Raw genomic sequence first — 25,549 nt, 5'->3', positions numbered from 1 at the left:
GGTGAAAAATTCCGCATCTTATTGAACCGATATCGGCTCGCTATAGTGGCTCGCTTTCCCGCACGCAACCGTCCGCGTGCGGCTGACACACTGACGATCAGCAGGAGCCGCTTGATGACCACCGACGCCCGATTCACCGAAATCGAGGATCTGATGCCCGCCGCCGGCGGGCTGCGCGAGATCCGCCATCACATCCACCATCACCCGGAGCTCGCGTACGAGGAGCACGAGACGGCCGCGCTCGTCGCGGACAAGCTCGAGCAATGGGGCTGGCAGGTGACGCGCGGGGTCGGCAAGACGGGTGTCGTCGGCACGCTGCGGGTGGGCGACGGCAAGCGCAGCATCGGCATCCGCGCGGACATGGACGCGCTGCCGATCCTCGAGGCGACCGGCCTGCCGTATGCGAGCGGCACGCACGGCAAGATGCACGCGTGCGGCCACGACGGCCACACGACGATGCTGCTCGGCGCCGCGCAGCACCTCGCGAAGACGCGCAACTTTTCCGGCACCGTGCAGCTGTATTTCCAGCCGGCGGAAGAGCACGGTGTCGACAGCGGCGCGAAGAAGATGATCGACGACGGCCTGTTCGAGCGCTTTCCGTGCGATGCGGTGTTCGGCATGCACAACCATCCGGGCGCGGCGCCCGGCGTGTTCCTCACGCGGCGCGGCCCGTTCATGTCGGCCGGCGACAAGGCGATCATCTCGGTCGAGGGCGTCGGCGGCCACGCGGCGCGGCCGCACCTGACGGTCGACCCGGTGGTGGTCGCGGCGAGCATCGTGATGGCGTTGCAGACGATCGTCGCGCGCAACGTCGATCCGGCACAGCCGGCAGTCGTCACGGTCGGCTCGATGCACGCGGGCACCGCGAACAACGTGATCCCGAACGGCGCGCGCCTCGAGCTCAGCGTGCGTTCGTTCAGCCCCGAGGTGCGTGCGCTGCTCAAGCGCCGCATCGTCGAGCTCGCCGAGACGCAGGCCGCGAGCTACGGCGCGACCGCGCACGTCGAGTACATCGAAGGCTACCCGGTCGTGGTCAATACGGATGCCGAAACGGATTTCGCCGCGCAGGTCGCGCGCGAGCTGGTCGGCGACGCGCACGTGGTCGAGCAGACCGACCTGCTGATGGGCAGCGAGGATTTCGCGTTCATGCTGCAGCAGCGGCCCGGCTCGTTCGTGCGGCTCGGCAACGGCGAAGGTGAGGACGGCTGCATGGTGCACAACCCGAAGTACGACTTCAACGATCGCAACCTGCCGATCGGCGCGGCATTCTGGACGCGTCTCGTGGAGCGTTACCTGGGGCAGTGAGCGCGGCGGCGGGCGACCGGCGGCGGGCGACCGGCGGCCGGCGCTTCCGGCCGCATTGAGAGGAGACACGAACCATGCAGAAAGACCATCTCGCGCTGCACCCCGCGTCGACGGGGGCCGCCGAAATCGCTACGGGCGGCGCACCGGCCGTCACCCGGCGCGGCGCGATCGCGGCGGCCGTGATCGGCAACTGGCTGGAGTTCTTCGATTTCACCGTGTACGGCTTCTTCGCGGTGCTGATCGGCAAGCTGTTCTTCCCGTCGAGCGACCCGACCACGTCGCTGCTGCTGTCGGTCGCGACGTTCGCCGCCGGCTTCTTCACGCGGCCGCTCGGCAGCGTCGTGCTCGGCGTCTACGCGGATCGCAAGGGCCGCAAGGCCGCGCTGAACCTGACCATCATGCTGATGGCGCTCGGCACCGCGACGATCGCGGTCGCGCCGACCTACGCGCAGGTCGGCGTGGCCGCGCCACTGCTGGTGGTGTGCGCGCGGCTGATGCAGGGCTTCTCGCAGGGCGGCGAGTTCGGCGCGGCAACCTCCACGCTGATCGAGCAGGGCGGCACGTCGCGCCGCGCGTTCCGCGCGAGCTGGCAGCTCGCGACGCAGGGCGGCGCCGCGCTGATGGGCTCGGGCTTCGCGGCGCTGCTGTCGAACACGCTGACCCGGGACGCGCTCGAGGGCTGGGGCTGGCGCCTGCCGTTCCTGGTGGGCGTGCTGATCGCGCCGGTCGGCATGTTTCTGCGCCGCCGGCTGGCGGACGATGCGCCCGGCGACAGCCATCACGGGGTCGAACGCGGCGTGCTGCGTGAGCTGTTCTCGCAGCACGCGCGCACGGTGCTGCTGCTGATGCTGACGGTGATGGGCGGCACGGTGTCGACCTACATCCTGACCTTCTATATGCCGACCTATGCGATCCATACGCTCGGCCTGCCGATGAAGCTGTCGATGTTCGTCGGCGTCGCGTCGGGCTGCGTGATGCTGGTGACCTGCCCGCTGTTCGGCTGGCTGTCGGACCGCCTCGGCAGCCGGCGCATGCCGATCTTCGTCGGGCGCGGCGTGCTCGTCCTGCTGCTGTTCCCGGCGTTCTGGCTGATGAACCATCATCCGACGCTGTCGGTGATCCTGCCGCTGACCGCGCTGCTGCTGCTGTTCTATTCGCTCGGGTCGGCATCGGAAATGGCGCTGATGTGCGAATCGCTGCCGCGCCACGTGCGCGCGACGGGCATCTCGATCGCGTATGCGCTCGCGGTGACGATCTTCGGCGGCACCGCGCAGCTGATCGCGACCTGGCTGGTGCAGACGACCGGCAGCAAGCTCGCACCGGCCGGCTACGTGGCCGCGTGCGTGGTGCTGTCGCTGATCGCGGTCGCGATGCTGCGGGAAACGGCGCGGGAGACGATGGACTGATGCGCTGTGCCGCTGTCCGAGCGGCACCGTGCAATTTCGTCTTCGTCAAATTGACCGGGCTTCGCGGCGTGACTAAATTGGGTAATGCGGAGTTCGCTCCGCGCCCTGTGAGACGGGGCTGCAGTAGAGTCAGAGAGTTGAGCGGGCGGCTGTGTGCCGCCCGTCTTTTTATCCGCGCATGGCCGATCCGGCAATCGGGCCGGGCGCTCAACCGCGCCGCGCGACCAGCTCCGACACCGTCTGCGCGGCCTGCTGCAGCGGGCCGAGAAACTCCTTCACCATCTGCTTCGCGGTGTGCCGCTGTGCGTTGCCGCTGATGTTCATCGCGGCGATCACCTGCCCGCGCCGGTTGCGGATCGGCGCGGAGATCGACATCAATCCCACTTCGAGTTCCTGGTCGACCACCGCCCAGCCCTGCTGGCGCACCTGCGCGATCGTCGCCTTCAGCTCGCCGAGGTCGGTGATCGTGCGCGGCGTGTGCGCGCGGATGCCGCTTTGCGCGAGCGTTTCGTCGAGCGCTGCGTCGTCGAGCGCCGACAGCAGCACGCGGCCCATCGACGTGCAGTACGCGGGCAGGCGGCTGCCGATCGACAGGTTGATCGTCATGATCTTGTGGGTCGGCATGCGCAGCACGTAGACGATCTCGGTGCGATCGAGCACGGCGGCCGAGCAGCTTTCGTGGATCTGCGCGGACAGCTGTTCCATCACCGGTTCGGCGAGATTCCAGAACGGCATCGAGGTGAGGTACGCGAAGCCGAGCTCGAGGATCTTCGGCGTGAGCCGGAACAGCCGGCCGTCGGCCTCGACATAGCCGAGCGTCTGCAGCGTGAGCAGGATCCGGCGCGCGCCCGCGCGTGTGAGCCCGGTGGCCGATGCGACCTCGGTGAGCGTCTGCTCCGGGCGCTGCGCGTCGAACGCGCGGATCACCGCAAGGCCGCGCGCGAACGACTGCACATAGGAGTCGCCGGGTTTCGTCTGGATGTCTTCGGTTGTCATGAACGGTCGGATTGTCGTGCAGCCGAGAAGATAGCGCATGGGGCCTGACACGCCAACCGCACCGCGGACCGGGCGCTTGACAGGTCGTCCCCGCACTCCCTATGATGCGTTGAACGTTCGATACACGATCTTATGTTCGTATATAGAACATTTAAGCGCATCCCGGCGGGCAATGCAAGGGGCGCGTTTCATTCACTTCCCAGCCTTGCATGAGACCGGAGACACTGATGACTGAAGCTTTTCTGTGTGATGCGATTCGTACCCCGATCGGCCGTTACGGCGGTGCGCTGTCCGGCGTGCGCGCCGACGACCTCGGCGCGGTGCCGCTCAAGGCGCTCGTCGAGCGCAACCGCGACGTCGACTGGACGGCGATCGACGACGTGATCTACGGCTGCGCGAACCAGGCCGGCGAGGACAACCGCAACGTCGCGCGCATGTCCGCGCTGCTGGCGGGCCTGCCGGAGGGGGTGCCGGGTTCGACGATCAACCGGCTGTGCGGTTCCGGGATGGACGCGGTCGGCGTGGCCGCGCGTGCGATCAAGTCGGGCGAGGCCGCGTTGATGGTCGCGGGCGGCGTCGAGAGCATGACGCGCGCGCCGTTCGTGATGGGCAAGGCCGCCAGCGCGTTCGCACGCCAGGCCGACATCCACGATACGACGATCGGCTGGCGTTTCGTCAATCCGCTGATGAAACAGCTGCATGGCGTCGATTCGATGCCGGAGACGGCCGAGAACGTCGCGGTCGATTACAACATCAGCCGCGCCGATCAGGACCTGTTCGCGCTGCGCAGCCAGCAGAAGGCCGCGCGTGCGCAGCAGGACGGCACGCTCGCCGAGGAAATCGTCGCGGTCACGATTCCGCAGAAGAAAGGCGATCCGGTCGTCTTTTCGCGTGACGAGCATCCGCGCGAGACGTCGCTCGAGACGCTCGCGAAGCTGAAGGGTGTCGTGCGCCCGGACGGCTCGGTGACGGCCGGCAACGCGTCGGGCGTCAATGATGGCGCCGCCGCGCTGCTGCTCGCGAACGAGGAAACCGCGAAGCGCTTCGGCCTGACGCCGCGTGCGCGTGTGCTCGGCATCGCGACGGCCGGCGTCGCGCCGCGCGTGATGGGCATCGGCCCCGCGCCGGCCACGCAGAAGCTGCTCGCGCGGCTCGGGATGACGATCGACCAGTTCGACGTGATCGAGCTGAACGAAGCGTTCGCGTCGCAGGGTCTCGCGGTGCTGCGCATGCTCGGCGTCGCCGACGACGATCCCCGCGTGAACCCGAACGGCGGCGCGATCGCGCTGGGGCACCCGCTCGGCGCGTCGGGCGCACGTCTCGTGACGACCGCGATGTACCAGCTGCATCGCACCAACGGCCGCTTCGCGCTGTGTACGATGTGCATCGGCGTCGGCCAGGGTATCGCGATCGCGATCGAACGCGTGTAATCGCGTCATGCGGCGAAGCGGCCGGGTTTGACCCGCTTCGCCGAGTTTCCTTTTCAAACGAAGTGGCCGGCACGAGATCGTCGTGCCGGCCACTTCGTCATTCAGCCTGAGCGAGTTGCGCGAGGCGTGCCGCGAGCGCGTCGATCTCGGTGTCCGCGAACACCTCGACGCCATGCTGGCGCAGCAACGCCGCGGTCACACCGGCACCGGCATGCCGCCGGCCCGCAAAACTCCCGTCGTAAATGAAACTGCTTCCGCACGACGGACTTCCGTCCGCCAGGATCGCGAAGCGGCAGTCGTGCGCGCGTGCCAGTGCGAGCGCGGTGTGCGCGCCGTCGACGAACGGCGCGGTGACGTCGGTGCCGTGTACGTCGACGATGCGCGCGGCACCTGCCAGCACGCGTTGCCCCGATTCGCCGTTCGCGATTTCGGCGGGCGGTCGCGGCACGCTCAATCCTCCTGCCAGTTCCGGACACACGGGCACCAGACGCCCTTCGCGCTGCCATCGTGCGAGCGTTTCATGCGCGGCGGTCTTCGCCGAGCCGTTGTAACGGACGGGGTGACCGAGCACGCACATGCTGACGAGGATCTTCGGCGTGGCCGGCTGCCGCGGCGCGTTTTGCAATGTCGTTCTCCGTGATGGCGGCCTTGATCGAGCGGAAATTCTACGCGCGGCTCGCATTCACGCGCGTCAGTTCGTCGGTCCTTCCAGATGAATGTCGTCCGGCTCGAGCGCATCCAGCGCCGGGTCGGGCGACGCGCTGACTGTGAAACCGAGCCGCAGGTAGAAGTCGATCGTGTGCTGCAACGGCGCCGCGTATCTCACGCATTTCAGGAAGGCGGCATCGCGTTGCCATCACGGCACCGGGCCGCCTGACGATGTTTTTCGCCGTGATGCACGACCACTACCGTATTTCGGCGCAATCGATTCAATTCATGCCGGGACTTTTTCATCGAATTCGAATGCCGGTTGAATGGCGTCGACCAGGCTGAATCGTTTCACCGCGCGCAACGACTGCCTGCATTGGTGCGCCGCCCGGCGTTATCCCATAAAGCATACGAGCCGTATCCGCACAGCGCCGGCTGCGATTATCACGGGATTATTTGATCGAAATCATCCTGGCGAACGAATTCGATATTTCACGCGGTTCCGGATTAAGGTTTTCCCGGGATGTGCCGACAGTAAGGACGACACCGTCGTAAAGCGATAAACCGTTTTTCGGCTACTGAGCGTGATTTTCGCGCCGTGCGGATCCCGCAGCCGGATCCGCCTTTCGGAGCCCTGCATGCGCAACAACCAGCCTGTCACCCAACAAGAATTCGAATTTCCCGACGACGTCACGCTGATGTCGACCACCGATGCCGACAGCATCATCACGTACGCGAATACGACGTTCTCGTACGTGAGCGGCTTCTCGAACGACGAACTCGTCGGCCAGCCGCACAACGCCGTCCGGCACCCGGACATGCCGAGGGAGGCGTTCGCCGACATGTGGGCGACGCTGAAGAACGGCGAGCCGTGGACCGCGGTGGTGAAGAACCGCCGCAAGAACGGCGATCACTACTGGGTGCGCGCGAACGCCGTGCCGGTGATGCGTAACGGCGCGCCGCACGGCTACCTGTCGGTGCGCACCAAGGCGCCGCGCGACGAGATCGCGGCCGCCGACGCGCTGTACCGCGCATTCCGCGAAGGCAAGGCGGGCCAGCGCCGTTTCCACAAGGGATTGATCATCCGGACCGGGCTGCTGCGCATCGCGTCGCTGCCGCAGACGATGTCAGTGCGCGCGCGCGTTCATTCGGCGCTGTGCGTGCTGGCGCCGGCTGTCGTCGGCGCGGGCTGGGCATGCGGGCTGGCCGGCAGCGGGCTTGCGGCGTTTGCCGCGGTGACGGCAGGCGTGTCGGTCGCCGCCGGACTGTGGCTCGATGCGCAGATCGTGCGTCCGCTGAAGCGGCTGCACGACCAGGCGCTGAACGTCGCCACCGGCGAGAGCCGCCGCGGCGTGCGGATGAACCGGGTCGACGAGATCGGCATGACGCTGCGCACGATCAATCAGCTCGGGCTGATGTTCCGCTGGCTCGTCGACGACGTCAGCGAGCAGGTGCACAACGTGCAGCGCGCGAGCAACGAGATCGCGCAGGGCAACAACGACCTGAGCGCGCGCACCGAACAGGCCGCGTCGAGCGTGCAGCAGACGGCCGCATCGATGGCCGAGATGACGGCCACCGTCGACAGCAATGCGGAGACGGCGCTGCAGGCGAACCAGCTGTCGGTTTCGGCAAGCGAAGCGGCCGAGCGCGGCGGGCAGGCGGTGAGCGAAGTCGTGACGACGATGCGCGACATCACCGACAGCTCGCGCAAGATCGCCGACATCATCGGCGTGATCGACGGGATCGCGTTCCAGACCAACATCCTCGCGTTGAACGCGGCGGTCGAGGCGGCGCGTGCGGGCGAGCAGGGGCGCGGTTTCGCGGTGGTCGCGGGCGAGGTGCGGGCGCTTGCGCAGCGCAGCGCAAACGCGGCGAAGGAGATCAAGACGCTGATCGGCGCGAGCGTCGAGCGGGTCGAGTCGGGCGCGCGGCGGGTGGACGAGGCGGGCAGGACGATGGAGGACATCGTCACGCAGGTGAAGCGCGTGTCGGACCTGATCGCGGAGATCAGCTCGTCGACGGCCGAGCAGAGCACCGGGGTCTCGCAGGTCGATCAGGCGGTCGTGCATCTGGACAACATCACGCAGCAGAACGCTGCGCTGGTCGAACAGAGCGCGGCGGCATCGGAAAGCCTGAAGCAGCAGGCGACGCGGCTCGTGGATGCGGTGAACGTGTTTCGTTAATCGCCGCGGGCGCGCTTGCGCGTCCCGTCGCGGCGCGGCGGCAAATCTCCGGTTTCCGAATGGATTCGAATGCGATAAACGAGAGAGATTCGCATTCGCGATTTTCGATTTATGCGTGAGTCCGGTCGGAAGCGGTGTTATCAATGATCGGATGATTGGCGTCCGGGTCTTTGATCAAACTGGATTTTTGATTCACATATAAACAAAGTGTTCGGCTGAAACAGGATGATGCGAAATAGATGCATATTTACCCGTGGCCGGCATAATGTTTTCGCCAAATTTGCCGAAAGCGCAGGAGTCTGATCAAACGCAAGCGGGCCGACTGCGAAGCGTACGGTCTCGATCCCATCCACAAGCGGACGCAAGATCCGCAACCCGGAACTCCACACCATGCGCAACAACCAGCCTGTCACGCAACGCGAATTCGATTTTCCCGACGACGCGACGCTGATGTCGACTACCGACGCGAACAGCTACATCCAGTACGCGAACGCCGCGTTTATCCAGGTCAGCGGATTTTCCCCCGAGGAGATCGAAGGTCAGCCGCACAACGTCGTGCGGCACCCGGACATGCCGAAGGAGGCGTTCGCCGACATGTGGGCGACGCTGAAGAACGGCGAACCGTGGACCGCGCTGGTGAAGAACCGCCGCAAGAACGGCGACCACTATTGGGTGCGTTCGAATACGGTGCCGGTAATGCGCAACGGGCAGCCGACGGGCTACATGTCGGTGCGCACCAAGGCATCGCGCGACGAGATCGCGGCCGCCGATGCGCTGTACCGAGCGTTTCGCGAAGGCAAGGCCGGCAATCGCCGCTTCCACAAGGGGTTGATCGTCCGTACCGGGCTGATGCGCATTGCGTCGCTGTTCCAGACGATGTCGGTGCGCGCACGGCTGCATTCAACGCTGTGCGTACTGGCGCCGGCCGTCGTCGGCGCGGGCTGGGCATGCGGGCTGGCCGGCGGCGGGCTCGCGGCGTTTGCCGCCGCGACGGCCGGCGTATCGATTGCCGCCGGCCTGTGGCTCGACGCGCAGATCGCGCGTCCGCTCATGCAGTTGCGCGACCAGGCGTTGCGCGTCGCGACCGGCGAGAGCCGCAGCGGCGTGGCGATGAACCGCGTCGACGAGATCGGCATGACGCTGCGCACGATCAACCAGCTCGGGCTGATGTTCCGCTGGCTCGTCGACGACGTCAGCGAACAGGTGCTCAACGTGCAGCGCGCGAGCAACGAGATCGCGCAGGGCAACAACGATCTGAGCGCACGCACCGAACAGGCTTCGACCAGCGTGCAGCAGACGGCCGCGTCGATGGCCGAGATGACGGCCACCGTGTCGAGCAATGCGGAGACGGCGCTGCAGGCGAACCAGTTGTCGGTTTCGGCAAGCGAGGCGGCCGAGCGCGGCGGGCAGGCGGTGAGCGAAGTCGTGACGACGATGAGCGACATCACTGACAGCTCGCGCAAGATCGCCGACATCATCGGCGTGATCGACGGGATCGCGTTCCAGACCAACATCCTCGCGTTGAACGCGGCGGTCGAAGCCGCGCGCGCGGGCGACCAGGGGCGCGGTTTCGCGGTGGTCGCGGGCGAGGTACGGGCGCTCGCGCAGCGCAGCGCGAACGCGGCGAAGGAGATCAAGACGCTGATCGGCGCGAGCGTCGACCGGGTCGAATCGGGTGCCCGGATCGTCGACGGCGCGGGCAAGACGATGGAGGACATCGTCACGCAGGTGAAGCGCGTGTCGGACCTGATCGCGGAGATCAGCTCGTCGACGGCCGAACAGAGCACGGGGGTTGCGCAGGTCGACCAGGCGGTCGTGCATCTGGACAACATCACGCAGCAGAACGCGGCGCTGGTCGAGCAGAGCACGGCGGCATCGGAAAGCCTGAAGCAGCAGGCGACGCGGCTCGTGGATGCGGTGAACGTGTTTCGTTGATGAGCGGGGACGGGGGAGGTAGGAGGAAGGCGGCCCGCATTGCGCGGGCCGGCGTGGGTACGTCGTGCTACGTCATTTCGCCTTGGGTATGGGATTCAGGTTCGGGCAACAGTGGTCCGGGCATCCCGGACTGACGTTCACTTCGACGCGTCGCCCGGATTGACCGAACTCGTCCGGCTTGAAAATTTTCCCCGCCAAGGCGCTTTTCTCACCACGGATCGAATGCTGATCCAGGACCGCCATCACGTTTTCCGCTCGTTGCGTTGCAAGCTGTTGCGCGTCGCGTTCGGTTTGTTCGGCCAGTCCGATAAGCCATACCGTATCAATGATCGGAAAGCGCTTGTGCATGTCGCTCGACCATGCCGACAACCTCGACAGTTCGGTCGGAGAAATCGCACTCGAATCAGCATCGAAAACAATATCGATGTAATGGGCGGGCATGTTCGACGCGCCGTCACAGGCGAACGCTGCATGTGCGCAGCTCAACGCGAGCGCGGCGGCGGTTAGGAATTTAGTCGCCATCGACAACATACCCCGCAATGCTGTCGGCGTTGTGGATTGCCAAGTCAGGATTTGACCGGCCCCAAGGCGCGAGAAATGGCGTGATGGTGTATCGATCGTCCGTCGAAGCCATGGTGTCGTGGAAGTGGGTTGCCTCATGGATGATAGTAGATACATGAGAATCAGCACCTTCGGTCCATGGGCGCATCGTGCAAAATAGCGCGCTGATGGCGATGGTATGTGTTGCCGTGTCTGGTGCGCATACATGCGCGGCTTCGTTAGCCGTTCCGCGCGGATGAGGCGTGCAACCCGTCGCCAGATCGCCAGCGCTGCCGCTTCGAACTACATTGTTTTCGTTGAATGCTCGAATTACGCGAAGCACTTTCGTTAAGCCGGTGAGCAGATACATACGCGTTCGCTCGTCGTTACGGCCGAACCACTTGAACACGCGATCTTTTTCGGACGGCGACCACCTTTGTAAAGCGACGGTGCGTACGCCTAGCTTCTCGACGGCTTTAGCTTGTGCCTTCGCGAACACCGCACGGAATTCCGAGTTGGTCATGTTTTCGCAGATCGGTCGCAAATCTACATCCGCGAACGTCTGCGATCCCTCGATGGTGTTTGTTGTCGTCTCGGCGACGGTAGTTTGGTTTCCCATCGTTTCAATCCTCGATTACAAGCTTCAATGTCTGCGCGCGTTCGGTTCGCACGCGCACGGTACAGCCGTGCCGATCGCTCACGCCGGATGCAAGCACGTTCCCGGATCGATCCTTGATCCAATAGCGCACGTTGCTTAAAGGTTGCTTCGTCCTCACATCGCGGATCACAAATTGATCGTTGTGAATGTTCGATGCAGGCGCGTATCGCGTGGGTGAGAATGCCGAATATCCGGTGAAGGGAGGCGCCGAATCATGGCCGCCGTCGCCCCCAATGAAAAACGTGCAGTCGTTGCCCGCGACTAAAAGGTTTTGCCCGCATGGACAAAGTACCGCGTCGCCTTCGACGGCTACGGCACGTCCGCTACCGACAACGGATACCGCGCTTCCTGCTATCGGAAATATGCCCTCGCAATTTCCGCATGTCGCTTTGTCGCCGTCCAGGGCAATGTGCTTGTTGTTTACGAATATGCTTGCAGTGCCCGCGATGACGATTCCACCGGTCGTCGTCGCGTCGCCGTTCCTGATCGCGCGTCGGCTCATGGCTATGTCCTCAATCGAAGTTGGTAATGACCCATTCGCCCGACTCGGGGTCATAGATCGCATATTGATCGACGGCAGCACTTGCGACTGTGACTGTTGGTGGCATGCATGCCAGTGCTTCGGCCTCTGCATCGGCTATCTGCTCGGCGGTCCACGTGCGCATCATGCCAAGTGTGTCGCCGAACCCGGAAATCCCCGCGCGCTGATAGGCGGCTTCGATTTGTTCCGCTACGTTATCCTCGAATTGGATCGTGAAATGGTCGCGTCGAGCGATTGGCACATCAAAAGACGAAGCGAAGTAGACCATCAAGGGATGCCCCGCATCGGAAACGACCAGACGTCCGTTGGTTGCCCCGTATGCATAGTTCACGGCGACCAGTAGCCGGCCATGCTGTTCCATGAAGCGACGGGTATCGACTTGTTGAAAATCGATCGGCCAATAATGGTCATCGTCGCGCGCGAGCGTTCTCGAGCCTATGACCGCGTCAAGTGGAGAGAGGTAGGTGAAAATGAACGGATCGCGCGTGCAGATCATCTGCATGTTGCCGCTATACGTCGGATCGATCGAGTCGGGCGCATCGGTCGGCGGCGTGTGTAGCTGCTGCACCATCGCGTAAAGCCGGATCGATGAGTGAAGAAAGCAAGGGCAGGCGGCATGTGCTTGTTCCACGGACTCGAATACTTTATGTATGGACGAGCCATAGACAGTGGACGGCAATATTTTCTTTGTCTATGGAACGAGTACGATTTTTCGTTCGGATTCCGACTGAAATTGAGATTGGGCAACGATCATCAAGACTGAGGCGAAGGGTGATCGAGCGGGGGGGCGGCGTCGGAGGGTCTGAAGCAGCAGACGACGCGGGCGCGGCAGACAGAGGCGCCGGCCTGCGTACCATGCCGGAGACGGTTAGATCAGCGCCGGTTGCAGCGGCGCACGGTGCTCGCGAACCTTGACGATCCGGTATTCGTTGCGGAGCCCTTCAGCGCTGATGATCTGCGTCTGACGCAGATCGACGACCAGCACGTCGCCCTTTCCGAAGCGCTCGCCGGCATCGACCTTCGCGATGAACTGTTCGTCGTCGAGCGAGGCATAGAACGCGGATGTGCCGTCGTGCACGCGCCATTTGTTGCCGTCCTTGAACACGACGGATTCGAGCGTCAGCATCTTGCGCGCGATGGTGTCGGTGACCACCTCACCGGGATCGTCGCTGCTCGCGAACGTACCGAGTTCGTCGCGCTCGATCGAGAGTTCGACGATGTCGTCGCGCACGATGCCGAAGCTGTCGATGCCGTCGCGCTCGAGCGGCGACAGCACTTTCTGCAGGCTGACGCGAACGGCGCGGTTCCGATACAGCCGGACGATCGGTTCATCGACGACGAAGCATTCCTGCTCGGACGTCCAGATCCTGACGTTCGTTCCATCCGGCTCGGTGCGGAGTGGTTTGCGCCCGCGCAGCGTGCGGATGAGGCCAATCAGGCCGCCGCCTCCGACAATCCCCAGTGCGGCGAGGATCGCCAGCGCGTTGCTGAACGCATTGGCGTTCGGCCCCGCGAACAGGTCGCGGATCTGGCTCGCGAGCGACTGGACGAAGATCAGTTCGGCGTAGAACGAGCCAGCCTTGAAGCTGCCCCTGACCTCGAGACGAACCGCCGAGTGCTCGCCATTGAGTTCCTTGTTGGCGGACGCGAACAGATCGGCGATCGCGAGCAGCACCGGCGCGAGGTCACGCACGTCCATCCGGTGCTCGCCGAGGGCGGGACCGTCGTAGACGACGTTGAACGGCTGGTGATTGCTCGGGCCGCCGGACTTTTCCACCGGCGGGCCCGTGCGACGATCGGTTGTTCTGACGATCATGTGCGGGCTCCTTGCGTGCGAATCGCGATTCCGGGGCGGGTACATGGCAGCGGTGCGGGGATGCTGCGCGCGGGTGTTACGCAGGTCAGGCGGACGGGAGAAGTGTTCATGCGCGGGCAAACCGGATCGAGGTGGAATGCTCAATCTAGCGGCTGGCAGCGGAACGAGAAATGAGACTTGAACGAAATTGCCGAACGGCATGACGTTCGGCCGATGCAGCGTCGAAGTCGCGCATGCAGCGCATGGCGAGATCGCGCGCGGCAAGGTGACGCGGGCACGGCGGAGAGGGGCGCCGGCCCGCGTCGCGACCGCCCGGTTCCGGCCGGGCGGTCGGGGCCTGTCACGGACGCGACAGGCCCCGAACCGTCAGACGGCCAGGCAGAGGTACTTGATCACGACGTAGTCGTCGATGCCGTAGTGCGAGCCTTCGCGGCCGAGGCCCGACTGCTTGACGCCGCCGAACGGCGCGACTTCGTTCGAGATCAGGCCCGTGTTCACACCGACCATCCCGTATTCGAGCGCTTCGGCGACCTTCCACACACGGCCGATGTCGCGGCTGTAGAAATACGCGGCGAGACCGAACTCGGTGTCGTTCGCGAGGCGGATCACCTCGTCGTCGCTGCTGAACTTGAACAGCGGCGCGAGCGGCCCGAACGTCTCTTCCTTCGCGACCTTCATCGCCGGCGTGACGCCCGTCAGCACGGTCGGCTCGAAGAAGCCGTGGCCGAGCGCGTGGCGCTTGCCGCCCGTCACGACGGTCGCGCCCTTCGCGAGCGCGTCCTCGATGTGCGCCTCGACCTTCAGCACGGCCGCTTCGTTGATCAGCGGACCCTGCGTGACGCCCGGCTCCGTACCGCGACCGACCTTCAGCTGGCCGACCGCCGCCGCGAGTTTCTGCGCGAACTGGTCGTACACGGCTTCATGCACGTAGAAGCGGTTCGTGCACACGCACGTCTGGCCGCTGTTGCGGTACTTCGATGCGATCGCGCCCTGCACGGCCGCATCGAGGTCGGCATCGTCGAACACGATGAACGGCGCGTTGCCGCCGAGCTCCAGCGACACCTTCTTGACCGTCGCCGCGCATTGCGCCATCAGCAGGCGGCCGATCGGCGTCGAGCCGGTGAACGACAGCTTGCGCACGATCGGGTTCGACGTCAGCTCGCCGCCGATCGCCTTCGGGTCGCCCGTGACGACGCTGAACACGCCGGCCGGCACGCCCGCGCGCTCGGCCAGCACGGCCATCGCGAGTGCGGAGAACGGCGTCGCTTCAGCCGGCTTCACGACGATCGGGCAGCCTGCGGCGAGTGCCGGGCCGACCTTGCGGGTGATCATGGCCGCCGGGAAGTTCCACGGCGTGATCGCCGCGCACACGCCGATCGCTTCCTTCGTCACGACGATGCGCTTGTCGCTCGCCGGCGTCGGGATCGTGTCGCCGTACACGCGCTTGCCTTCTTCCGCGAACCACTCGAGGAACGATGCCGCATAGCCGATCTCGCCCTTCGCCTCGGCCAGCGACTTGCCTTGCTCGGTGGTCAGGATCAGCGCCAGGTCGTCGGCGTTTTCCATCATCAGGTCGTGCCACTTGCGCAGGATGACCGCGCGTTCCTTCGCGGTCTTCTTGCGCCACGCCGGCCATGCGGCGTTCGCGGCGTCGATCGCGTGACGCGTCTCGGCCGTGCCCATCGCCGGCACCGTGCCGAGCAGGCCGCCGGTTGCCGGGTTGCGGACGTCGAACGTCTCGCCGTTCGTCGCGCCTTGCCATTCGCCGTTGACGTATGCCTGCTGGCGGAACAGCGACGGATCTTTCAGTGCCAGGGTTTCCTGAACAGTGCTCATATAAGTAGCCTGCTTTGAAGAAGAAACGGCCGCTGCCATCGTCACGACGGCAGCGGCGCATTCAGTTGACTGGACCTCAGGCCGGCACGCCGACCGTTTCCTTCAGCACTTCCTCGAGGATCACGAGCGCTTCGTCGAACACGGCCTGCGTGATCGTCAGCGGGAACAGGAAGCGCACGACGTTCGAGTACACGCCGCAGACGAGCAGCAGCAGGCCGCGCTCGAGTGCGCGCGTCTGCACGCGCTTCGTGAATTCCGCGTCCGGCTCGCCCGAGCCCGGCTTCAGGAACTCGACCGCGATCATCGCGCCCGGGCCGCGCACGTCGGCGATCTGCGGCACGTCGGCCTGCAGCGAATTCAGCTTCGCCTTCAGCACGTCGCCGAGTTGCGTCGCGCGCTCGCACAGCTTCTCTTCGTCGATGATCTCGAGCACCGCGTGCGCCGATGCGACCGCCAGCGGGTTGCCCGCGTAGGTGCCGCCGAGGCCGCCGGGAGCCGCTGCGTCCATCACGTCCGCACGGCCGACGACGCCCGACAGCGGCATGCCGCCCGCGAGGCTCTTCGCCATCGTGATCAGGTCGGCCAGTACGTCGTAGTGCTGCATCGCGAACAGCTTGCCGGTACGCGCGAAGCCCGTCTGCACTTCGTCGGCGATCAGCAGGATGCCGTGTTCGTTACAGATCTTGCGCAGCGCGCGCACGAATTCGGCCGGTGCCGGGTTGAAGCCGCCTTCGCCCTGGACCGGTTCGAAGATGATCGCGGCGACGCGCTTCGGATCGATGTCGGCCTTGAACAGCATCTCGATCGCCTTGATCGAGTCGGCCGTCGTCACGCCGTGCAGCGCGTTCGGGTACGGCGCGTGGAACACGTCGCCCGGGAACGGGCCGAAGTTCAGCTTGTACGGGGCGACCTTGCCGGTCAGCGCCATGCCCATCATCGTGCGGCCGTGGAAGCCGCCCGAGAACGCGATGACGCCCGGACGGCCCGTCGCTGCACGCGCGATCTTGATCGCGTTCTCGACGGCTTCGGCGCCGGTCGTGAAGAACGCGGTCTTCTTCGGGAAGTCGCCCGGCGCGCGGGCGTTGATCTTCTCGGCCAGCTCGACGTACGACGCGTACGGGACGATCTGGTAAGCGGTGTGCGTGAAGCTGTTCAGCTGATCCGCGATCGCCTTGACGATCTTCGGGTGGCGGTGGCCCGTGTTCAGCACCGCGATGCCGGCGGCGAAATCGATGAAGCGGCGGCCTTCGACATCCCACAGTTCCGCGTTCTCGGCGCGGGCTGCGTAGAAATCGCACATCACGCCGACGCCGCGCGGGGTGGCGGCGTTCTTGCGGGCCTGCAGGTCGGCATTCTTCACGGTCATCTCCTTGATGTTCTGTCCGGTGAGGTAAAAATCGGCCGCGTTGGCAGCCCATGGAGGCGACTATAATCACATTTGGCTCTGACAATCAGAGCCATTTCAATAAATAATCAGGAGCCAATCATGCGCGCAAGCGTGTTGTCGGACTGGTTGGCGCAGCGCCTCATGCGCGGCGGCGAGCAGCCGATCTACCGGCAGTTGCACCGGCTGCTGCAGCAGGCGATCCTGTCGCGCGAACTGCCGGCCGGCACGCGCGTGCCATCGTCGCGGCTGCTCGCGGCCGAACTCGGGATCGCGCGCAACACGGTCACGCAGGTTTACGAACAGCTTGCGCTCGAAGGCTATGTGAACTCGGCGACGGGCCGCGGCACGTTCGTCGCCGACAGCGCGCCGGACGAGATCGTCGGCGCGCCGCTCGACCCGGCCGCCGGCCCGGCGCTGGTGCAATCGCCCGCGCGGCGGCTGTCCGCGCGCGGCACCCGGCTCGTCGAAGGCGCGGGCGTGTCGAAGCGCCAGGGCGGCGCGTTCATGCCGGGCGTGCCCGATGTGTCGCGATTTCCCGCGCGCGTGTGGACGCGGCTGCACAACAAGTACTGGCGGCGCCTGCGCCCGGACCTGCTGACCTACGCGCCGGGCGGCGGGCTCGCGCTCTTGCGCGAGGCGCTGGCCGATTACCTGCGCACGTCGCGGTCGGTGCGCTGCACGCCCGAGCAGATCGTGATCACGACCGGGATCCACCAGTCGATCGACCTCGCGGTGCGGCTCCTGACCGATCCGGGCGACGCGATCTGGACCGAGGATCCGTGCTACTGGGGCGTGCGCAGCGTGCTCAACGTGTCAGGGCTCACCACGCGGCCGATTCCGGTCGACGACGAAGGGATCGCGCCGTCCGCCGCCGATCTCGCCGAGCCGCCGAAGCTGATGCTCGTCACGCCGTCGCACCAGTATCCGCTCGGGATGGTGATGAGTCTCGCGCGGCGCCGGATGCTGCTCGAATACGCGCGCCAGCACGGCTGCTGGATCATCGAGGACGATTACGACAGCGAGTTCCGCTACGGCAGCCGGCCGCTCGCGTCGTTGCAGGGGCTCGATACGGCCGGGCAGGTGATCTACGTCGGCAGTTTCGGCAAGACGCTGTTCCCGGGGCTGCGGGTCGGGTATCTCGTCGCGCCGGAGCCGCTCGCGGAAAGCTTCGCGACCGCGAGCGCCGAGCTGTATCGCGAAGGCCAGTTGCTGCAGCAGGCCGTGCTCGCCGAATTCATCGCGGAAGGGCACTTCGTGTCGCATATCCGCAAGATGCGCACGCTGTACGGACAACGCCGCGAGGTGCTGCTCGATGCGGTCGCGCGCCGCTACGGCGACACGCTGCACGCGCTCGGCAGCGATGCGGGGCTGCATCTCGTCACGCAGTTGCCGGACGGTGTCGACGATCGCGCGGTCGCGCAGGCCGCGCTCGAACGCAACATCGTCGTGCGGCCGCTGTCCGGCTACTACGCGGAGCGCACGCGCGCGGCGTCGGGCCTGCTGCTCGGCTATGCGTGCGTGCCGGAGGACGAGATCGCGGCGGCGTTCGCGACGCTGGCCGAGGCGATCGACGAGCGGGCGTTCAACAGGATGATTGCGGCGGCTTGATGTGTGGGCGGCAAGATCGCCTCGTTGCGATTCCGTCAAAGACCAATGTTGATTTCTCTCCGCCGTGCGGAGAGAATTTCCGCGCTCTACTGGCCGGCCTGCCCCTGCGTCATCGAACAGAAATTGCCAACGGATTGATGCCGCTTTCCGGTAGGACAAGAGAGCGCGGACAGTATTGCAAAAAGTGGCGGTACGGAGGTGGGCCCCCGCGTCGAACCTGTTGTGAACGCCAGCGCTGACTGTGGGCGCGGGTGCGGACGTTACAACCGGATCAACGCCGCCCCGGCGACCACCAGCGCGCACGCGGCGAGCCGCTGCGCACCGGGCCGCTCGCGCATCACGAACCAGCCGATCGCGACCGCGAAGATCGAGCTTGTCTCGCGCAGCGCCGACACGGTTGCGACCGGCAGGTGCCGGTACGCGAGGATCACGATCGCGTAGGCCGCGAGCGAGATCGTGCCCGCGATCGCGCCCTGCCGCAGCGCCGTGCGCGAGCCGAGCACCGCGCGCGGGCCGCCGCGCACCGCGCAGACCAGCACGAGCTGCGGCACGCTCCACAGCAGGTACACCCACGCGATGTAGCCGAGCGCGCTGCCCGACACGCGCGAGCCGATTCCGTCGCAGATCGAATACGACGCGATGAACACGCCGGTGAGCAGCGCGTACGGCACGCCTTCCGCGGAGAACCGGAACCCGCGCCGCAGCGCGAGCGACATGATGCCGAACGACACGAGCGCAATGCCGGCAAAGCCGAATGGTGTCGGTTGCTCGTGCAGCACCGCGAACGCGAGCACCGACACGAGCAGCGGCGACATTCCGCGCGCGATCGGGTAGATCTGCCCGAACTCGCCGCTGCGGTACGCGCGCACGAGCGTGAAGCAATACGCGACCTCGAGCACTGCCGACGCCGCGACATACGGCCAGGCGGCGGGTGCCGGCGCGGGCAGCAGCACGACGCCGGCGATCCCGAACGCGAGATACGGCAGCGACATCGTGCCGAGCTGGACGAGCCGGTCCTCGCTCACATGCAGGAACGCGTTCCAGACCGCGTGCAGCAGCGCGGAGCACAGCACGAGGCCGATGAAGAGGTGATCCATCACAGAAGGTGCGGGCGAAGGCGGCGGAGGGCGGGCGCGATCAATTATGTGGGTATCCGGCGCGCTCGCGCGGAATTGTCGATAATAGAACGTTGTTATTCACCGGATGCCGACGATGACCGAAGCCACCCTCACCCCGCCCGCCGTTCCGCGCCTCACGAGCCTGTCGCACGGGGGCGGCTGCGGCTGCAAGATCGCGCCGGGCGTGCTGTCCGAGCTGCTGAAGCGCGCGACGCCGCCGGCGCTGTTCCCTGATCTGCTGGTCGGCACCGAGACCTCCGACGACGCGGCCGTCTACCGGCTGAACGACGAGCAGGCGATCGTCGCGACCACCGACTTCTTCATGCCGATCGTCGACGATCCGTTCGACTTCGGCCGCATCGCGGCGACCAACGCGCTGTCGGACGTTTACGCGATGGGCGGCAAGCCGATTCTCGCGCTCGCGCTGGTCGGGATGCCGATCAACGTGCTGCCGCACGAGACGATCGCGGCCGTGCTGCGCGGCGGCGAATCGGTGTGCGCGGAGGCCGGCATTCCGGTCGCGGGCGGCCATTCGATCGATTCGGTCGAGCCGATCTACGGGCTCGCGGCGATCGGCGTCGTGCATCCGTCGCGCGTGAAGCGCAATGCGGCCGCGCGCGCGGGCGACGTGCTGGTGCTCGGCAAGCCGCTCGGCGTCGGCGTGCTGTCGGCCGCGCTGAAGAAGAACCAGCTCGACGACGCGGGCTACGCGCAGATGGTCGCGACGACCACCAAGCTGAACCGGCCGGGCGCCGAGCTCGCCGCGCTGCCGGGCGTGCATGCACTGACCGACGTTACGGGCTTCGGGCTGCTCGGCCACACGCTCGAGCTCGCACGCGGCGCGAACCTCACCGCACGCGTGCACTACGCGTCGCTGCCGTGGCTGGCGGGCGTCGAGGCGTTCGTCGCCGACGGCGTGTTCACCGGCGCATCGGGTCGCAACTGGGCCGCGTACGGCACCGACGTGCGGCTCGCCGACGGGCTGCCGCTGGTCGCGCAGGCGCTGCTGACCGATCCGCAGACGTCCGGCGGCCTGCTGGTCGCGTGCGCACCGGAGGCGGTCGACGACGTGCTCGCGTGCTTCCGTGCCGACGGTTTCGACCGCGCGGCGGTGATCGGCGAGATGGCGGACGGGCCCGCGCGCGTCGATGTCGCCTGACACGGCGTTGCGCACGCCGGATGGCTGGCGGTCGCTGGAATCGATGCCTTCGCTCGAAGGCATCGGCGACCGATGAACGATTTCCTGTTCGGGCTGATGATCGCGCTGTCGGTCGGGCCCGTCGCGCTGATGATCGCGAACTACGGGATGCGCGCCGGCACCGCCAGCGGCGTGCGCGCGGCGGCGGGCGTGGCGTCGGCCGACGGCTGTTACGCGGTCGTCGCGTTCACGATCGGCGCGATGCTCGCGAGCACGCTCGCGTCGCATCTGTCGCTGTTCCGCTTCAGCGGCGCGCTGGTGTTGCTCGCCATGGGCACACGCATGCTATGGCAGGCGCTGAAGGACCGGCGCCGCACGCTGGACGGCGCTGCGCCGCCGCCGGGCACGCGCCCGTTCACGTCGATGTTCTTCGTCACGCTGGCGAATCCGCTGACCATCCTGCTGTTCTACGGTTATGCGACTGCTGCGGCCGGTGCGCATCGGCACTGGTTGTTCGGCGCCGCGTGCGTGTTTGCCGGCAGTCTCACCGGGCAGCTCGTGTTCGCGTTCGGCGGCAGCGCGATCGGCCGCATCGTGAAGTCGCCGCGATGGCTCGCCGCGAGCCATGTGGTCGCCGCGCTGGTCGTGCTCGGTTATGGCGTCGCGGGGATCGTGCGCGGGTAGCGAATCGGCTGCCGTCGAGCGTCGACGTTCGTGAGCGGCGGTGACCTTTATCGTCGCGCCGTAATCTACAAACCAGATAGTATTCCTGATGTTTTTTTGTGTCGAATGGCGTGCGAAACACGTGCCTCGCATTGCATGGCCGCACGCCGCCGGCCGTTTCGTAGTCGGGTTCCGCATCGCGCACGCGCGTTCTATACTCCCTCGCGCAGTCTCCGAGAGCCGTTCTCACCCAACATTACTGAAACAAGGGACGCCGATGCTGACTCGCTCCATTCTTTCCGCCGCTGCATTCTCGCTTGCGGCCTGCGCGACCGCGCCGTCGATCGCGCAGAACAACCAGGGCAACGACGCGGGCAACGATGCATTCGCCGAGACCGGTGCACAGGGCCGCCCGGTCAAGGTCATGATCATCACGATGTTCGGTCCGGAGGGCCAGGCATGGCTCGACCGGCTCGGCCCGTGGCGCGACATCACCGTGCCCGGCCTGTCACCCGACTACCCGGCCGTTCACTGCAACAAGCAGGACGTATGCGTGGTGACCACCGGCATGGGCTACGCGAACGCCTCCGCGACGATCATGGCGCTGACGTTCTCGCAGCGCTTCGACCTGCGTCGCACGTACTTCCTGGTGTCCGGCATCGCGGGCGTCGACCCCGCGCAAGGTACGGTCGGTTCCGCCGCGTGGTCGAAATACCTGGTCGATTTCAGCCTGCAGTGGGAGCTCGATGCACGCGAGATCCCGGCCGGCTGGAACACCGGCTTTCTCGGCATCAATACGAAGAGCCCGAACGACAAGCCGCCGCTCGACTACCGCACCGAAGTGTTCCAGCTCAACCCGCAGTTGACCGACGCCGCGTATGCGCTGTCGCGCAACGTCGTGCTCGCCGACAGCGCGCAGGCCCAGGCCGCACGCGCGAAGTTCACGTATGCGCCGGCGAACCGTCCGCCGACCGTGATCCAGTGCGACACGTCATCGGGCAACACGTGGTTCTCGGGTACGCTGATCGGCGAGCGCGCACGCCAGTGGACAAAGATCCTGACCGACGGCAAGGGCACCTACTGCATGACCGCGCAGGAGGACAACGCGACCTACGAAGCGCTCAAGCGCGCGGCGAGCGTGAAGCGGGTCGACCTGTCGCGCGTCGCGGTGTTGCGCACCGGGTCCGATTTCGACCGGCCGTATGCGGGGCAGACGAGCGCCGACAACCTGCTGAACTACGCGGACCAGGGCGGCTTCGCACCGGCAACCGAGAACCTGTATCGCGCGGGCAACCCGCTCGTGCAGGACATCGTCACGCGCTGGGGCGAGTGGCGCGACAGCGTGCCGCGCCGTTGACGGCCGGAGCCGGCTTCAGCGACACGCCGACGCGAAGGTCAATGCGCTTGCGGCGTGGCCCGGAACGGGGTCCACACAGGCGTGGTGTCGTCCCAATGATCGAGCGGCGAAGGAAGTTGATCGTTCATCACATGCTCCTGCAACTAACTGACTAATCGAATGTTCGACAGCGGTATCACGACGCCGCGCACCGGATCATCCGCTGCGCGGCGTTGCACGTTTACCGGCCCCCGCCTGCGAGCTGGTTGCTTTCCGGCATCGAGCGATACGGGCCTTGCGCGAGTTCGAGCCCTTGCGGATACGAATTCGCCTTGCGCAGCCAGGCCAGCGTGCCGTCGCGGCGTGCCTGCTCGACTTCTGCGCTGACTTCGGCGCGGGTGCGCGGGCCGTTGTTGTGCTGCGTGTACCACGACGTGTTGCCGTAGTCGCCGGCATGCGGGGTGTTCGTATCGGCGAAGGCCGGTGCGGACACGGCGAGTGCGAGAGCGACGGCGGAGAGAAGGTGGCGGCGGTTCATGACGTAACTCCTGTGTTGGTCGGAGTTGGCGCGTGAGCGCTTGCTCCGGTCCCGTCAAACGGGTCTGTTCGATGCGCTATGAGGTGCGCGACAGGGTTTACTCTAGGTATCTGTTCGGGCGCGATAAATGCGGCAGACGCGAATTGATTTGTCGTGATAGAGGAACAATCGCGATCCGCAGCGTCGGCAGGGTTATATCGAAATCGCCCGCAGCCGCCTGCAGCGGGGCTCGCGGCGATATGGCGCGGCTCGCGCAACGGCGTGCGCAGACGATTGCCGCGCGCGGTGCAAAGGTGTGATGCGGATTCGGGAAAGACGCTGTGTGCGGCGGGGAGGGGGCCAGGAAGGTGACACCGGAGCGGCGCGAAGGCGGGACGGCGCGCGGCGCCGGAGGCCCGCGCGCCGCGGTTCAGACGATTACGCGACCCACTCGTTGATGACCGGCGTGTCGAGCGCCGGCGCGCGCTCGGCTTCCTCGAACGTGCGCTTGCTGCACGTCGCGTCGAGGCTGCCCTTGCCGCTCAGCAGCGGGCAGCGGTCGAACACCTCGGCGATCCAGTCGACGAATACGCGTACCTTCGGCGACAGGTGCCGGCTGTGCGGATACACGACCGAGATCGGCATCGGCAGCGGTTTGATGCCCGGCAGCACTTCCTTGAGCCGGCCTTCGCGCAGGTGCGGCAGCACCATGAAGAGCGGCGGCTGAATCAGCCCGAAGCCTTCGACGCCGCAGGTCACGTACGCATCCGCGTCGTTCACCGACACGATGCTGTTCATCTTGACCTCGACTTCCTTGCCTTCGCTCAGGAAGGTCCAGTCGATCGTGCGGCCCGTGCGGCTCGAGAAATAGTTGACGGCCTTATGGTCGTTCAGGTCCTCGATCGTCTGCGGCTCGCCGTGATGCTCGAGATACGCCGGCGCGGCCACCGTCACGCCTTCGAACAGGCCGACGCGACGTGCGACGAGCGACGAATCCTGCAGCGCGCCGACGCGGATCACGCAGTCGACGCCCTCCTGCAGCAGGTCCACCGGCCGGTCGGACAGGCCGAGCTGCAGGTCGATGTCCGGATAGCGCGAGTGGAATTCGCACAGCGACGGAATCACGAGCAGCCGCCCGATCGAGCCCGGCATGTCGATACGCAACTTTCCGTGCGGCTTCCGGTTGTTGTTCTGGAAGCTTGCTTCGGTTTCCTCGACATCGGCGAGGATCCGCACGCAGCGTTCGTAGTACGCAGCGCCGTCCGGCGTCAGCGACAGCCGGCGGGTGGTCCGGTGCATCAGGCGCACGCCGAGGAAGGCTTCGAGATTCTGGATGATCGTCGTGACGGACGCCCGCGGCAGGCTGAGCGTTTCTGCTGCCTTGGTGAAGCTGCTTGTATCGACGACGCGAGTAAACACCTGCATGGCCTGAAGCCGGTCCATCACAACCTCCGCAATCTAATGAGCCCCCGGAACAAAGAGGCTGCGTCGCTTTGTAGGCGACGCAGCCTGGGATTGTTCGGGGGCGTTGAATTGTGTTGCCGGATTATAGGCATTTATCCCAATGTCTGCCGGACCCAGAATTCGTTCCATCTCGAAATGGATGCTGCATCGTCATGGACGCTTCTGAATTCAGCAAATTCCTGAAAGCCGCATTGCCCGCCGAAGCCAGAGCCGGCGCGGCGCTGACGGTCGCGGAGGTGGAAATTCCCGGCTACGCGCAGGACATCGCGCTGCGCCTGTATCGGCGTGCGGACAAGACCGGATTGCCGGTAGTGCTTTACTTCCACGGCGGCGGTTTCGTGCGCGGCACGCTCGACGACGCCGATTTCGCCGCGCGCTTTTTAGCAGAACGCTTACCAGCTCTCGTAGTGTCGGTCGATTATTCGCTCGCGCCGGCCTTTCCTTTTCCGGCCGCGCCGGAGGATGCGTATCGCGCGGCCGTGTGGGCCGCGACACGCGCCCGCGCGTTCGGCGGCAATCCGAAGAAGATCGGCGTCGCGGGGCACGATGCGGGCGGCCAGCTCGCGAACTGTCTCGCATTCATCGCGCGCGATCGCGGCGAAGTGTCGATCGCCGCGCAGGCGCTGTTCGGGCCGATGCTCGACCCGAGCATGACGCGCATCGGCGACGCCGAACGCCTTTCATCCGATATCACCGCGCGCGAATGCGCGGCCTGTTATCGCGCCTATCTGCCGGAGGCGGCGCAGCGCATGCACCCATACGCGGCGCCGCTCGAATCGGTGCGCCTCGCGGGGCTGCCGCCGACGCTCGTCGTCACCGCGCAGAACGACGTGCTGCACGTCGAAGCGGAGAAATATGCGGGCTGCCTGATTTCGTCGGGCGTGCTCACGCAGGTGATCCGCTACCCGGACGTCACGCACGCGGCGCTCGCGACGCACGAAGCCGCGCTCGAGGAAGCCGTGCGCTTCTTCCAGTGCCGCTTCCAGGCGCGTCAGCCGAACCGTTCCGAATAACCAGACCAATC

Annotated in this window: 22 protein-coding genes; 10 read left to right on the top strand and 12 right to left on the bottom strand. The window is 66.0% G+C overall.

Annotated elements, in window-relative coordinates; all coding sequences use genetic code 11:
- The first annotated feature begins 114 nt into the window (after positions 1–114).
- Together PI86_RS02295 and PI86_RS02290 are read left to right on the top strand one after the other, a co-directional pair.
- Entirely contained in the window at positions 115–1,305 is a 1,191-nt protein-coding gene (locus PI86_RS02295; protein WP_039318388.1) for a M20 aminoacylase family protein, read from the top strand.
- 74 nt (positions 1,306–1,379) lie between these two features.
- The gene (locus tag PI86_RS02290) at positions 1,380–2,711 is read left to right on the top strand and encodes an MFS transporter (protein ID WP_039318386.1); all 1,332 of its coding nucleotides are present in this window, start codon (positions 1,380–1,382) and stop codon (positions 2,709–2,711) included.
- 207 nt (positions 2,712–2,918) lie between these two features.
- Here the strand turns inward: PI86_RS02290 and PI86_RS02285 are convergent, their stop codons facing one another.
- On the bottom strand, positions 2,919–3,707 hold the full coding sequence (locus tag PI86_RS02285; RefSeq protein WP_014900977.1) for an IclR family transcriptional regulator: 789 nt from the start codon (positions 3,705–3,707) through the stop codon (positions 2,919–2,921).
- Between the two features lie 227 nt (positions 3,708–3,934).
- Between PI86_RS02285 and pcaF the strand changes: the two genes are divergently transcribed.
- Positions 3,935–5,137 carry a 3-oxoadipyl-CoA thiolase gene (pcaF, locus tag PI86_RS02280; RefSeq protein ID WP_039318385.1) on the top strand — a complete coding sequence of 401 codons (1,203 nt, stop codon included), beginning with the start codon at positions 3,935–3,937 and terminating at the stop codon, positions 5,135–5,137.
- A gap of 97 nt (positions 5,138–5,234) precedes the next feature.
- Here the strand turns inward: pcaF and PI86_RS02275 are convergent, their stop codons facing one another.
- Positions 5,235–5,714, bottom strand: coding sequence for a DUF523 domain-containing protein (locus PI86_RS02275; protein WP_442854564.1), 480 nt, complete (start codon positions 5,712–5,714; stop codon positions 5,235–5,237).
- A gap of 709 nt (positions 5,715–6,423) precedes the next feature.
- On the opposite strand from PI86_RS02275, the gene PI86_RS02270 reads away from it, so the two are divergent.
- Both PI86_RS02270 and PI86_RS02265 read left to right on the top strand, forming a co-directional pair.
- Positions 6,424–7,968 carry a methyl-accepting chemotaxis protein gene (locus PI86_RS02270; RefSeq protein WP_039318380.1) on the top strand — a complete coding sequence of 515 codons (1,545 nt, stop codon included), beginning with the start codon at positions 6,424–6,426 and terminating at the stop codon, positions 7,966–7,968.
- A 390-nt stretch (positions 7,969–8,358) separates the two neighbouring features.
- Positions 8,359–9,903, top strand: coding sequence for a methyl-accepting chemotaxis protein (locus PI86_RS02265; RefSeq protein WP_014900981.1), 1,545 nt, complete (start codon positions 8,359–8,361; stop codon positions 9,901–9,903).
- A 72-nt stretch (positions 9,904–9,975) separates the two neighbouring features.
- Here the strand turns inward: PI86_RS02265 and PI86_RS02260 are convergent, their stop codons facing one another.
- From PI86_RS02260 to PI86_RS02240, 7 genes are all read right to left on the bottom strand, one after another.
- Positions 9,976–10,425 carry an OmpA family protein gene (locus tag PI86_RS02260; RefSeq protein WP_039318717.1) on the bottom strand — a complete coding sequence of 150 codons (450 nt, stop codon included), beginning with the start codon at positions 10,423–10,425 and terminating at the stop codon, positions 9,976–9,978.
- Positions 10,415–11,062: a M35 family metallo-endopeptidase gene (locus PI86_RS15895; RefSeq protein ID WP_082012113.1), complete on the bottom strand. Its 648-nt coding sequence runs from the start codon at positions 11,060–11,062 to the stop codon at positions 10,415–10,417. The genes PI86_RS02260 and PI86_RS15895 overlap by 11 nt, the downstream gene beginning before the upstream one ends.
- A 4-nt stretch (positions 11,063–11,066) precedes the next feature.
- Positions 11,067–11,603 carry a PAAR domain-containing protein gene (locus PI86_RS15890; RefSeq protein ID WP_082012112.1) on the bottom strand — a complete coding sequence of 179 codons (537 nt, stop codon included), beginning with the start codon at positions 11,601–11,603 and terminating at the stop codon, positions 11,067–11,069.
- 10 nt (positions 11,604–11,613) lie between these two features.
- Positions 11,614–12,273 (bottom strand): hypothetical protein, encoded by a 660-nt coding sequence (locus PI86_RS02255; protein ID WP_235362669.1) that lies wholly within the window; start codon positions 12,271–12,273, stop codon positions 11,614–11,616.
- A 237-nt stretch (positions 12,274–12,510) separates the two neighbouring features.
- Positions 12,511–13,458: a hypothetical protein gene (locus PI86_RS02250; protein ID WP_039318378.1), complete on the bottom strand. Its 948-nt coding sequence runs from the start codon at positions 13,456–13,458 to the stop codon at positions 12,511–12,513.
- Between the two features lie 366 nt (positions 13,459–13,824).
- On the bottom strand, positions 13,825–15,294 hold the full coding sequence (gene gabD / locus PI86_RS02245; RefSeq protein WP_039318377.1) for an NADP-dependent succinate-semialdehyde dehydrogenase: 1,470 nt from the start codon (positions 15,292–15,294) through the stop codon (positions 13,825–13,827).
- Between the two features lie 76 nt (positions 15,295–15,370).
- Positions 15,371–16,654: a 4-aminobutyrate--2-oxoglutarate transaminase gene (locus PI86_RS02240; protein ID WP_039318714.1), complete on the bottom strand. Its 1,284-nt coding sequence runs from the start codon at positions 16,652–16,654 to the stop codon at positions 15,371–15,373.
- 126 nt (positions 16,655–16,780) lie between these two features.
- Here PI86_RS02240 and pdxR point away from each other — a divergent pair, with 126 nt between their 5' ends.
- A complete protein-coding gene (pdxR, locus tag PI86_RS02235; RefSeq protein WP_039318375.1) occupies positions 16,781–18,289 on the top strand; it encodes a MocR-like pyridoxine biosynthesis transcription factor PdxR in 1,509 nt (502 codons plus the stop codon).
- A 260-nt stretch (positions 18,290–18,549) separates the two neighbouring features.
- Here the strand turns inward: pdxR and PI86_RS02230 are convergent, their stop codons facing one another.
- Complete coding sequence (locus PI86_RS02230; RefSeq protein ID WP_039318373.1) at positions 18,550–19,386, bottom strand: DMT family transporter; 837 nt, start codon at positions 19,384–19,386, stop codon at positions 18,550–18,552.
- A gap of 115 nt (positions 19,387–19,501) precedes the next feature.
- On the opposite strand from PI86_RS02230, the gene selD reads away from it, so the two are divergent.
- The 3 genes from selD (at position 19,502) to PI86_RS02215 (ending at position 22,565) form a co-directional block, all read left to right on the top strand.
- The gene (gene selD / locus PI86_RS02225) at positions 19,502–20,566 is read left to right on the top strand and encodes a selenide, water dikinase SelD (protein WP_014900987.1); all 1,065 of its coding nucleotides are present in this window, start codon (positions 19,502–19,504) and stop codon (positions 20,564–20,566) included.
- Positions 20,567–20,638: 72 nt separating this feature from the next.
- Positions 20,639–21,229, top strand: a complete 591-nt coding sequence (locus tag PI86_RS02220) for a LysE family translocator (protein ID WP_014900988.1) — start codon at positions 20,639–20,641, stop codon at positions 21,227–21,229.
- A 256-nt stretch (positions 21,230–21,485) separates the two neighbouring features.
- Positions 21,486–22,565 carry a purine-nucleoside phosphorylase gene (locus PI86_RS02215; protein WP_039318367.1) on the top strand — a complete coding sequence of 360 codons (1,080 nt, stop codon included), beginning with the start codon at positions 21,486–21,488 and terminating at the stop codon, positions 22,563–22,565.
- Positions 22,566–22,785: 220 nt separating this feature from the next.
- Here the strand turns inward: PI86_RS02215 and PI86_RS02210 are convergent, their stop codons facing one another.
- Together PI86_RS02210 and ceoR are read right to left on the bottom strand one after the other, a co-directional pair.
- Positions 22,786–23,082 carry a DUF4148 domain-containing protein gene (locus PI86_RS02210; RefSeq protein ID WP_014900990.1) on the bottom strand — a complete coding sequence of 99 codons (297 nt, stop codon included), beginning with the start codon at positions 23,080–23,082 and terminating at the stop codon, positions 22,786–22,788.
- 417 nt (positions 23,083–23,499) lie between these two features.
- Positions 23,500–24,504 carry a putative multidrug efflux transcriptional regulator CeoR gene (gene ceoR / locus PI86_RS02205; RefSeq protein ID WP_039318365.1) on the bottom strand — a complete coding sequence of 335 codons (1,005 nt, stop codon included), beginning with the start codon at positions 24,502–24,504 and terminating at the stop codon, positions 23,500–23,502.
- Positions 24,505–24,677: 173 nt separating this feature from the next.
- Between ceoR and PI86_RS02200 the strand changes: the two genes are divergently transcribed.
- Positions 24,678–25,538: an alpha/beta hydrolase gene (locus tag PI86_RS02200; RefSeq protein ID WP_039318362.1), complete on the top strand. Its 861-nt coding sequence runs from the start codon at positions 24,678–24,680 to the stop codon at positions 25,536–25,538.
- Positions 25,539–25,549: the final 11 nt, after the last annotated feature.

The sequence above is a fragment of the Burkholderia sp. A9 genome, from assembly GCF_000801975.1.
The sequence above is the reverse complement of the archived record's forward strand: the minus strand, read 5'-3'. Positions and strand labels throughout refer to the sequence as shown.